General features: G+C 66.0%; 1 protein-coding gene. It reads right to left on the reverse strand.

The window, feature by feature from the left end:
• On the reverse strand, positions 1-282 hold a 282-nt coding region (locus KZZ04_RS18830), incomplete at both ends, for an AMP-binding protein (RefSeq protein WP_219423773.1).

Below are 282 nucleotides of genomic sequence, written 5' to 3' on the forward strand. Positions count from 1 at the left end.
CCAGGCTGTCCAGGTCGAGGCGCCGCGCCGGGTACTCGATGGCGGTATCGCTGCGGGTAATCACCCAGCTCGCGCCGCTGTCCTGCACCATAAAGCCCTGGCGCTCGGCGGGCGCGTTGATGTCCAGCGGCACATAGGCGGCGGCGCATTTGAGGATCGCCAGTTGGCTGACCAGCAGGTCCAACGAACGCGGGAGCAGGATCGCCACGTTATCGGCAGGACGCACGCCCAGGCTCAGTAAGTGATGAGCCAGACGGTTGGCGCGCGTATTCAGTTCGCCGT

The organism is Pseudoalteromonas sp. CR1, assembly GCF_019392235.1.
Lineage (GTDB): Bacteria > Pseudomonadota > Gammaproteobacteria > Enterobacterales > Alteromonadaceae > Pseudoalteromonas.